The following is an 11,241-nucleotide window of genomic DNA, read 5'->3' as shown; positions in this document are numbered from 1 at the left end:
TATCAACAAAATGCGTTTTTTACATATTTAATAGCGGTTTTATTGATAAGCATGTCGAGATTTCACGGATATAGCGAGTTACAGCAAAATCATGCGGCTTTTAATCAGATTTGATGTTGTTTTCATTTGTTTATCACTATTTTTCATATAAAGAATAAATGTGAAAATCTAAGTGAATAAACTCCTCTACTTTTTATATTTAAAAATGATTAAATTTACCCAATACAAAAGCCTGACGAATCAGGCTTTTTTAATTTTAAGGATTATTTCTTTTGCTCTGGTAAAGCATACGCTACTAAATAGTCACCCATTTTAGTACCGAATGAACCATGACCACCGGCCATAATCACAACATACTGTTTACCATTGGCTTCATAAGTCATCGGTGTTGCTTGACCACCCGCAGGTAGACGACCTTCCCACAACAAATCACCGTTTGTTACGTTATAAGCACGTAGATAGTTATCTTGCGTACCCCCCACAAATATCACGTTACCCGCTGTAGAAATTGAACCACCTAGACCAGGAACACCAATTTTAACTGCTGGTAATTGGAACAATTTAGGTAAGCTGTCACGGATTGTACCGATACGTTTTTTCCAAACTACTTCATGCGTATTGAGATCAACACCCACTACAAAGCCCCAACTCGGTTGTTTACAAGGTAAACCAAATGGTGACAAGAAGGCTTTGATTTCTACACCGTAAGGCACACCGTACATCGGTTGAACACCCGCTTCAGTACCTGCACCTTTAGCCGTTTGTTTACGGTTTGGATCTTCAGGGATCAGTCTAGACACAAATGGCAAACCGATTGGGTTCATTACTGCAACCTGACGGTCCTGGTTAACAGACATACCGCCCCATTCAAACACGCCCAAGTTGCCGGGGAAGACCAAAGTACCGTTTTCAGAAGGTGGCGTATAAATGCCATCATAGTTCAATGATTTAAAGTAAACACGACACATCAATAGGTCAAACATGGTTGCGCCCCACATTTGCTTATCCGTCAATTTTTCTTTTGGTGCAAGGTCAAAATCAGAGAACGGTTGAGTTTTAGAGTAGAACTCGCCCTTGGTTTGTGGACCACGTTTGACTGTTTGAGGTACTGGTTTTTCCGTGATTGGAACAATCGCTTCACCGGTACGACGATCTAACACAAACGCATTCCCTGTTTTAGTCAACACATAGATTGCAGGCACAATATTGCCCGATTTATCCTTGATGTCAGCTAAAGAAGGTTGTGACGGTACATCCATATCCCACAAATCATGATGGGTGGTTTGGAAGTTCCAGACCAATTTACCTGTGGATGCATTCAATGCAAGCATGGAGTTTGCATAACGCTCATCAAGTTCAGTACGGTGACCACCGAAGATATCCGGAGTACCTACACCAGTTGGCACATATACGATGTTTAATTTTTCATCATAAGCCAGTGGTGCCCAAGCATTTGGCGAGTTGTGAACAAATTTTTGACCTGGAGCAGGCATCAGATTTGGATCTGCTGCACCAGTGTCAAATACCCAAAGTAGTTTACCTGTATTTACATCATAGCCACGGATCACACCTGAAGGTTCTTCAGTAGAGTAGTTATCTGTGGTAGAACCACCAATAATGATGGTCGTACCAGTAATGACTGGAGGTGATGTTGGGATGTAACCGCCGGAATACGGGAATGGCATGTCTTTTTGCAGATCAACTTCACCATTTTTACCGAAGTCAGTACAACGTTGACCATTGTCCGCATTGATTGCAACTAGCCGACCATCATTCACAGGCAAGATTACTTTACGAGGGCAAAGTTCAGAACTAGAACGTTTGCTTTCTAAACTTTTTGCAAACTGTACAGTATTACCCGCATCATAATAAGAAACACCACGACAGGTTAAATGCTGAAACGTATTGTCTGCTTTTAACTTAGGATCGAAGCTCCATTTTTCCTTACCCATCGCCGGATCAAGCGCGATAAGCCGTTGATGTGTGGTACACATAAACATGTTATTGCCGACTTTGATTGGCGTTACTTGGTTTGTGGTTTCGCCTGAGTCATTCTCAGTTTTCATTTCGCCAGTACGGAACGTCCAGGCGACTTGTAAATCTTTAACGTTGGCGCTGTTAATCCGGTTTAAAGGAGAATAACGTACACCCGCTTGAGTACGACCATAAGCAGGCCAATCTTCAGCTGCTACACCAGTAATGGCTTGCGCCTGTTTAGGCTGCGCAGTTTTAATTTCACCATTAATTTCTTGCGGGTCGTTAAAAATTGCATAGATCATGACCACAATGGCAATGATCAAAGTACCAGACAATGCAATTTTAGCTGTTTTCGCCTCACTGATTCCGCGAGAAACCGCAGGAATCAATAACCATAAACCCAGTAAACCCAAGATATCGAAACGTGGTGCAAGTGCCCAGAAGTCAGTACCTGCTTCCCAAACACCCCAGATGATAGTACCCAGCATTAATATGGCATACACAAAAAATGCTTTAGAATCCAATTTCTTTAGAAGAACCGCTGTTGCCAACAACAATAAACCGGCAACGATGTAATAAATTGAACCGCCTAGTACCGCTAGCCAGATACCGCCTATCAGCAGGATCAACGCAAATATCGCCAAAATAATGACGCTAAATGTACGCATTCCTGTTCCTGTAGATGGATTATTCATATCAACCACCTTAATCTTTGATTTTCAGTAGGGTTAATCAAAAGGATTCGTCATAACCCTTCTGATTAACCGTATGTACATCAGCTACAAAAACGAGTCTCTCTAAAAAAAATGAGAGGTAATCACCGCTGACTACCTCTCTACGTTTTAAGTCTCTAAATAAACCTTAAAATGCTGTCTGGAACTTGAGACCACCCACCCAAGCATTTTCGCCGTTCTTATACGCACCGACATGGCGAGTATATTGAACATTTGGACGGATCGTTAACCAATTGGTTACATGTAAACCATAGTAAAGCTCTGCATCATATTCTTCGCTACGGCCATCATTCAGATCATCATTCATGTTGATGCGCGCAACACCGAAAGCAATTTCATCTTTAGGGCGTGAATCCATCGCGCCTTTATAAACCAGCCCGATGTTTTGCATATCACTCACATTGTTGGTTTCTGAATCATGAACAGTCGCATTGATAAAACCAGATAAACCACGAGATACATCAGCTTGATGCACAGTCAATTGTTGCTTCGCAACAATCCAGCCGCCTTGATGATGATCTTTTTGATCTTGATTGCTAATCACTGCAGCATCAGCTGTGCTGTAGTAATAACCGGCACGGTATTCACCCGGCAGTTTTTGTTCACCCAGTTTCGGTGTCCAAACCACTTCTGCAGGAATAATCGCACCTTTAGAACCATCAGTGCTGAGATTAAAGCCTTTGCCGCGTTCTAAATTTTCCGGGTTGTATTCGTACACGCCCACCTGTGCATAAAGCTCTGGAATGACGTTATATTTCACACGTGCAGCCCACTGGCTTACAGGCCAGTCGTACCACTGATCACCGACCCAGTTACCCACTTGTGAACCACAAAGTACCAGGTTCTGGAAATCACAGTAAAAACTATTGAAGTCTTCACCTTCACCAAAACGACCGACTTTCACATCTAATTTTTGCTCTAAGAATTTTTTCTTGATCCAAAAATCAGTTAAACGCCATGTTTGACTACGCCCCCAGACTTCTTGCGTAGAGCTTAAATGACCATTTTCTACACTTGTAGATTGACCATTTAAAGCATCTGAAGTATTAGACAGTGAACGGCCATTACGCTCGGTAATATTAATTTGGGCTTCAGTATCTTTCCAACCTGCAATCTTTTCTAAGTCTAAATACGTACCAATTTCAAACTGGTCTGCGTATTCAGTTCCGTGACTTGAGGCATATTTTGCATCGAGCAAAGTTGCCATTTCACCGGTATAACCGAAACTAAAATCATAACCTTGTTTTTGCAATGCAGTACGCTGACCATTCCAGTCACCGAGCATCCACGGGCTTTCTGCAGCAAATGCATCACTCGCATTTGCTACAGAAAAACCAGATAAGAAAGCAGCGAATGCAACTAAAACTGCCTTTACTTGAGGAGATAAGTGCATATAAGGAACCATAATTATATTTATAAATATTCCGCTTATTTTTCGTTCACTTGGCCAATTTTTTCTGCACAATTGACCGCACATCCCGTTCTTTTTTAAACCCTCAATAAGGAATAGAAAAAATCACCATTTCCCTTCTCCGAGTCGCTGTCCAGCGAAATTATAGACATTTTTTGATCGGGAGAACTTGATTGGACAGCTTAACTGTTGTTGTGTCTGTTCTGAATTTGTATCCAGAGGCACCTCGACTGTCCATTGTCTTTGTTGGGCAAGTTCCGAATCAAGTGCTTCATCCAAATACAGTACAGGTTCAACGCAAACGTCCTGTTCTGCGAAAATCACCTGCCACTCAACAAAAGCCTTGGATTTTATTTTATCTTGAATGGCTTGCTTGACCAATTGCCGATCTGACTCATCAAAAGAAGCGCCTTTTTCCAAAAGCACAGGAAGCTCTAAAATGGTGGCTAAGCCAGACATAAATTGAGGCTCCAGACTTCCCACAGATAAATAACGACCGTCTAAGGTCTGGTAATAATCATAGAAAGTTCCGCCATTTAAATGTTCTTTTTCAGCATATTGTCTGGTTTTTCCAGCCAGTACTGCTGCTGCTGCCATATTATTTAATGTCACCACACAATCGGTCATCGAAATATCAATATATTGCCCTTTTCCACTACGTTGACGCTCAATCACCGCAGATAGAATTCCAATCACTGCATGTAAAGAACCACCCGCTACATCTGCAATTTGAATGCCCATCGGGGGTGGACCACTGTCTTGTCGACCGCTATGTCCTGCAATTCCGGAAAGTGCGAGATAATTGATGTCATGACCGGCTTTATCTTTATAAAGTCCGGTTTGTCCATAACCGGTAATGGAACAATAAATCAGTCGCGGGTTAATTTCAGCAAGGGCTTGATAGTCCAGACCCAGCCGTTGCATGACCCCGGGTCTAAACTGCTCAATCACAATGTCAAATTCAGAAATTCTCTGCTTAATGGCAGCAATATTTCCAGGATCTTTTAAATCCAGGGCTATGGATTGCTTATTTCGATTCAAATAGCTATGCGCAGTCGCTTGTCCATGTGCATAAGGTGGCAATAAACGTATTAAATCCGGACGTGTTGGCGATTCCACATGAATCACTTCTGCCCCCAAGTCAGCCAAATATAATGTGGCGAATGGTCCAGGCAAAAGCGTGGAAAAATCGATAACTTTTAATCCTTTTAAAGCAGCTTCCATGTTATTTTTACTCACTTTATGTTGGTTTTTCACTCATGTTAGAAATATAAATGCAACAAAACAATGTCATGTTCAGCCATTTACCTTGATCATTTCGGCAATTTAAGATGTAAATAAGGCAAAACACCTATTGTAAATTGCCACCCAAACATTTTTTAGTGTCATTTAGGTCAACTACAAGTGAATGTAAAATTAGGTCAACTACAAGTGAATATAAAAGATAAAGAAACTGAAGAGTTTAATATAAGTCGCGATACGATTAGTATTCACTTCGTGAATGCGGCTTTAACAGGCGTAAAACGTCTAGATATGGACGTCGAAACTTTATTGTCACATGTAGGCATTGAACCCGATTTATTACGTCAACCTAAAGCACGTATCTCTCCTGAGCAATACACCCGCTTTATTAAAATGTTGTGGATGGTGACCCAAGACGAACATATGGGCTTTGATTTACAGCCACGTCGCTTGGGCACTTTTGCCATTATGTGTCAGTTGATTATTCACGCGAAAACGCTAGGAGACGCTTTAGATCTTTCTGCACAATTCTATAAACTGTTTGGTGATGAATGGTCAGTGACTATAGAACGTGATAAACACGAAGCACGTCTGGTTCCTCATGTTCCCCAAAGCATGGACCCCGACCATTTCATTACTGAAAGTATGCTGATGATTTGGCACGGTTTGGCATCATGGTTGATTGAACGCCGTATTCCATTGGAACGCGTACATTTCGGTTATCCACGTCCTGCCCATGCCGATGAATATGACGCACTATTCTTTGCACCGGTGATGCAGTTTGATACGCCACGTACTGAAATTACCTTTGCAGCCGATTATCTGGATTTACCAATCCGTCAAACTGAAGACAATCTGGAAGAATTCTTAAAAGCGGCACCGGCTCAATTACTGGTTAAATTCAAAAACACCAACTCTTTAACTTCACGTATTCGTGATGTGCTCAAGAGCCAAATTGGTGAAGAAATGCCAACCTTGAATGATGTAGCATCTATGCTGTACTTGTCTCCGCAAACCTTGCGTCGTCGTTTGGCTGCTGAAGGTAAAAGCTATCAAGGGGTTAAAGATGCATTACGTCGTGATGCGGCCATTCACCTTTTACTCAACCCGGGTTTAACCTTAGAAGATGTGGCGCAACAAGTCGGTTTCAGTGAAACCAGTACTTTCCACCGCGCCTTCAAGAAATGGACTGGAGTAACACCGGGACTGTATCGCCAATTACACGGTTATCATTAATCTTTTAGATGGATTGCAGTTTCTCCGCCCAGACTCAGGTCTGGGCTTTTTTTATTGGCAAAAAACCTCATTTGATCTGATCCGTTCTCATCATTGCACTTCAAAAATTAATCATTAAACTCAAAAACTATAACAATTTAAAAGCCATAACAAAGGAACAGCTATGAGCGAGGCCTACATCATTGATGCCATTCGCACACCACGCGGAAAAGGAAAAAAAGATGGTTCACTGCATCAAGTGAAACCGATCACCCTACTCACCACCTTACTCAATGAACTGAAAGATCGTCACCAACTCGACACCTCAAAAGTCGATGACATTGTACTGGGCTGTGTCACCCCGATTGGTGATCAAGGTGCTGATATTGCCAAAACGGCTGCCATTGCTGCAGGTTGGGATAATGATGTGGCGGGTGTGCAGATCAACCGTTTCTGTGCCTCCGGACTTGAAGCCGTGAATATGGCGGCCATGAAAATCCGTTCGGGATGGGAAGATATCGTGGTTGCCGGTGGTGTGGAATCCATGTCGCGTGTGCCGATGGGTTCAGATGGCGGTCCGTGGGCGCTTGATCCAGAAACCAATATGGCCTGTGACTTTATTCCGCAAGGCATTGGTGCAGACCTGATTGCAACCATCGATAGTTATACGCGTTCAGATGTCGATACTTTTGCTGAAAATTCACAAAAAAAAGCTGCTGCAGCACAAGCCAATGGCTATTTCAACAAATCGATTGTGCCGGTTAAAGACAAAGCAGGCGTGACGATTTTAGCTCAAGATGAGTTTATTAAGCCTACGACTACGGTTGCAAGTTTAGCCAAACTTAATCCCAGTTTTGCCATGATGGGACAAATGGGTTTTGATGCCATCGCCCTGCAAAAATATCCTGAAGTCGGTCAAGTCAATCATATCCATCATGCAGGAAATTCATCCGGCATTGTCGATGGTGCTGCGCTAGTTTTGATTGCTTCAGAAAAAGCGGTGAAAGAACAAAGTTTAAAACCACGTGCCAAAGTTTTAGCAACGGCATTGGTTGGCTCTGATCCAACTATCATGTTGACCGGCCCTGTTCCTGCAGCGCGTAAAGCCTTGGAAAAAGCCGGTCTAACGATTGATGACATTGACCTGTTTGAAGTCAATGAAGCCTTTGCGGCAGTGGTGATGCGCTTTATTACCGAACTCAATGTTGACCCGGCTAAAGTCAATGTCAACGGTGGTGCTATTGCAATGGGACATCCACTGGGTGCAACTGGTGCGATGATTTTAGGCACCCTGCTGGATGAACTGGAACGTCAGGGCAAAAAACGCGGTTTAGCCACTTTATGTGTCGGTGGTGGTATGGGCATCGCAACGATTATTGAATTGGTATAAGGAGAACAACAATGAGCGCAATTCAATTTGAAAAAAATGCCGATGACATTGTCATACTCACACTAGATTCTCCCAACCAGTCTGCCAACACCATGAATGCAGATTTCCGTGCTGCACTGGAAGACACTGTTGCCAAGCTACAGGCAGATGCAGAAATTTCAGGGATTATTTTCCGTTCCGCGAAAAAAACCTTTTTTGCCGGGGGTGACCTGGATGAGCTAATTGAGGCAGAGCCGGATCATGCCACCGCATTCTTCAACATGGTTGAAGAGATGAAAGCCAAACTGCGCTATATCGAAACCCGTGGTATTCCTGTAGTTGCCGCACTCAATGGCACGGCGCTCGGTGGTGGCTGGGAACTGGCTTTGTGTTGTCACCATCGTATTACACTGAACGACCCAAAAGCCAAGTTCGGTTTACCTGAAGTGACTTTAGGATTATTGCCGGGCGGTGGCGGAATCGTGCGTACTGTACGGCTGCTTGGTTTGCAAAATGCATTTCCACTGTTGATGGAAGGCAAACAGTTGGGGGTAGAGAAAGCCAAGTCTTTAGGCTTGATTCACGATATTGTAGAAACAGAACAAGAACTTTTAGACAAAGCCATTGCCTGGGTCAAAGCCAATCCAATTTCGCAACAACCGTTTGATGTAAAAGGCTACAAAATTCCAGGTGGCTCGCCTTCAACGCCGGCTGTCGCTCAAATGCTTGGGATTGCGCCTGCGATGCTGCGTGACAAAACCAAAGGTTGTTACCCTGCTCCTGAAGCGATTATGGCCGCAGCTGTTGAAGGTGCACAGGTGGATGTCGATACCGCACTGACCATTGAATCACGTTACTTCACCTACCTTGCGACCGGCCAAATTTCTAAAAATATGATTGGTACATTCTGGCATGGTTTGAATGCTATTAAATCAGGTGCCAACCGTCCGAAAGACATTGCCAAATGGAAAGCCACTAAAGTCGGTATTTTAGGCGCCGGGATGATGGGTGCAGGGATTGCTTATGCCACAGCATCCAAAGGCATACAAGTTGTTCTAAAAGATGTATCTATAGAGGCGGCTGAAAAAGGCAAAGCCTACAGCCAAAAGCTGCTGGATAAAAAAGTCTCTCAAGGTCGTTTAACGGCTGAAAAACGCGATCAAGTTTTAGGACTTATTACCACTACAGCTACTGCAGAAGATTTACAAGGCTGTGACCTGATCATTGAAGCCGTGTTTGAAAATCCAGAACTGAAAGCTAAAGTCACCCAAGAAGCGGAAAGTTATTTGGTAACTGCTGGCGTGATGGCATCGAATACATCTACCCTGCCAATTACAGGACTCGCTAAAGCTTCTAAGGATGAGAGCCATTTCATTGGCCTGCATTTCTTTAGCCCGGTCGATAAAATGCAACTGGTGGAAATCATCAAAGGGAAAAATACTTCAGCTGAAACTTTGGCCAAGGCTTTTGATTTTGTACAACAGATTGGAAAAACCCCGATTGTGGTGAATGACAGTCGTGGATTCTTTACCAGTCGTGTATTTGGAACTTTTGTCCAAGAAGGTTTGCGCTTGCTTGCTGAAGGGGTTCATCCTGCCAAGATTGAAATGGCAGCGCTCAAAGCTGGTATGCCTGTTGGCCCCCTTGCCATTCAAGATGAAGTGTCTTTAACACTTTCTGAACATGTCGCGAATGAGACGCGTAAAGCCCTGCAAGCAGAAGGCAAAGACTTGCCACGTTCCGCTGCAGATGATGTGATTGAAACGATGATTCATCAATTTAACCGTAAAGGTAAAGCTGCGGGTGCAGGTTTCTATGAATATCCTGAAAGTGGTAAAAAACATTTATGGACGGGTTTAAGCCACTGGAAAAAAGAGGTTGATATTTCCGAACAGGAAATGATTGACCGTTTTCTGTTTGTTCAAGCACTGGATACTTTGCACTGCTATGAAGAAGGTGTGTTGGAGTCGGTTGTGGATGCCAATGTCGGCTCGATCTTTGGAATTGGTTTTGCCCCATGGACAGGTGGAGCCATACAGTATCTGAACCAATATGGTCTGGAAAAAGCCTTGATCCGTGCCAATACACTTGAAGCTAAATACGGCGAGCGTTTTAAAGCGCCACAATTGCTGAAAGATAAAGTGCACACTGGCGAGAAAATTTCATAACATGACTTAAGCTATAAAGCATTAACGCCCTTTTTTTATTGAAGATAAGGACGTTAATGCATTTAAGTTAAGACTTCTTTTAAATCATTAAAAATATGTACCCATCTTTTAAGCTTTCGTGCACAACCTCGATACAAACTTCGACCTCACTTAAACAAAGCTCCATCTGTTAAAATTAATTTTTAATCCCTTATTTAAATGAATGGTTTAGTCAGTTATGAGTCGGCTTTGCTTCGATTTTGTGTTATAAAGTTACACAGATTCTGATTTATTTTTATCCATTTTGGTGTTTTCTATGACTGACCATTCTTCTCCTGAAAAATCCCCTTGGGGTTGGAAAGCCCTGATTATTGCTTGTATTTTAGGTGCTTTTTTCATGGGATTTTTCTATCTTGCAATAAGCAATGAACCTGATTACATGCCGAGCCAAAAACAAAAGCAGGCACAACAAGCTGCGACGTCTGCTGCATCAGAACCGACTGCCGCTGAAATGAATATGACTGAAGCAGAACATGCTGCAATGGCAGAAGCTGAAAAATCAGCTGAGCATGGGGCTGGTCATTGATGCCAAAATTCATGAAAATAAAAAAGCCACTTTGAGTGGTTTTTTTATTTCTTCTAAACTAAAGATTTTAATAGCTAAGCACTCCTGAATAGCAATCGCATATCAATATGCGGAATAGCACAGTCCAGATATTGCTCACCTTCAACGTTAAAACCCAAAGCTGCATAAAACTGCATGGCATGCACTTGTGAAGACAACTTTAAAAATTCACGCTGTTCATGTTTAGCTTGCTGAATAATCTGTTGCATCAGTAATTTCCCAATGCCTAGACCGCGATGTGATTTCAGCACCGCCACACGCCCGACGCTATTATTTTGTAATAATCGCGCTGTCGCAATTGGCTGATCTTGATCGTAAACCACAAAATGCAATGAAACCGCATCTTCCTCATCCCATTCATCTGCAGCCGTAATCTGCTGTTCCTGAATAAACACCTGCTCACGAATCAGTTTGGCATCATTTTGCAATTCATCCCAACTGCCTGTGCGTATCGTAAATGGGGTCATCAAAAATCATCTTCCTAAACATAAAAGCAGCCTTACGACTGCTTCATACATTTT

8 protein-coding genes are annotated in these 11,241 nt (G+C 42.8%); 4 read left to right on the top strand and 4 right to left on the bottom strand.

Annotated features, from left to right (window positions below):
- Window positions 1–263: 263 nt before the first annotated feature.
- The 3 genes from HLH16_RS07980 to HLH16_RS07970 form a co-directional block, all read right to left on the bottom strand.
- The gene (locus tag HLH16_RS07980; protein WP_171528909.1) at window positions 264–2,672 is read right to left on the bottom strand and encodes a glucose/quinate/shikimate family membrane-bound PQQ-dependent dehydrogenase; all 2,409 of its coding nucleotides are present in this window, start codon (window positions 2,670–2,672) and stop codon (window positions 264–266) included.
- Between the two features lie 166 nt (window positions 2,673–2,838).
- The gene (locus tag HLH16_RS07975; protein WP_171528908.1) at window positions 2,839–4,104 is read right to left on the bottom strand and encodes a carbohydrate porin; all 1,266 of its coding nucleotides are present in this window, start codon (window positions 4,102–4,104) and stop codon (window positions 2,839–2,841) included.
- 123 nt (window positions 4,105–4,227) lie between these two features.
- Window positions 4,228–5,346, bottom strand: a complete 1,119-nt coding sequence (locus HLH16_RS07970; RefSeq protein ID WP_171528907.1) for a CaiB/BaiF CoA transferase family protein — start codon at window positions 5,344–5,346, stop codon at window positions 4,228–4,230.
- 243 nt (window positions 5,347–5,589) lie between these two features.
- On the opposite strand from HLH16_RS07970, the gene HLH16_RS07965 reads away from it, so the two are divergent.
- From HLH16_RS07965 to HLH16_RS07950, 4 genes are all read left to right on the top strand, one after another.
- Window positions 5,590–6,600: an AraC family transcriptional regulator gene (locus HLH16_RS07965; protein ID WP_131290218.1), complete on the top strand. Its 1,011-nt coding sequence runs from the start codon at window positions 5,590–5,592 to the stop codon at window positions 6,598–6,600.
- A gap of 163 nt (window positions 6,601–6,763) precedes the next feature.
- Window positions 6,764–7,969 carry an acetyl-CoA C-acetyltransferase gene (locus tag HLH16_RS07960; protein WP_171528906.1) on the top strand — a complete coding sequence of 402 codons (1,206 nt, stop codon included), beginning with the start codon at window positions 6,764–6,766 and terminating at the stop codon, window positions 7,967–7,969.
- A gap of 11 nt (window positions 7,970–7,980) precedes the next feature.
- Window positions 7,981–10,116 carry a 3-hydroxyacyl-CoA dehydrogenase NAD-binding domain-containing protein gene (locus tag HLH16_RS07955; protein WP_171528905.1) on the top strand — a complete coding sequence of 712 codons (2,136 nt, stop codon included), beginning with the start codon at window positions 7,981–7,983 and terminating at the stop codon, window positions 10,114–10,116.
- Window positions 10,117–10,411: 295 nt separating this feature from the next.
- Window positions 10,412–10,681 (top strand): hypothetical protein, encoded by a 270-nt coding sequence (locus tag HLH16_RS07950; protein WP_171528904.1) that lies wholly within the window; start codon window positions 10,412–10,414, stop codon window positions 10,679–10,681.
- A 74-nt stretch (window positions 10,682–10,755) separates the two neighbouring features.
- Here HLH16_RS07950 and HLH16_RS07945 read toward each other — a convergent pair whose 3' ends face one another.
- Complete coding sequence (locus HLH16_RS07945) at window positions 10,756–11,187, bottom strand: GNAT family N-acetyltransferase (RefSeq protein WP_171528929.1); 432 nt, start codon at window positions 11,185–11,187, stop codon at window positions 10,756–10,758.
- Window positions 11,188–11,241: the final 54 nt, after the last annotated feature.

It is taken from the genome of Acinetobacter sp. ANC 5378, from assembly GCF_013004315.1.
Classification (GTDB): domain Bacteria; phylum Pseudomonadota; class Gammaproteobacteria; order Pseudomonadales; family Moraxellaceae; genus Acinetobacter.
The sequence above is the reverse complement of the archived record's forward strand: the minus strand, read 5'-3'. Positions and strand labels throughout refer to the sequence as shown.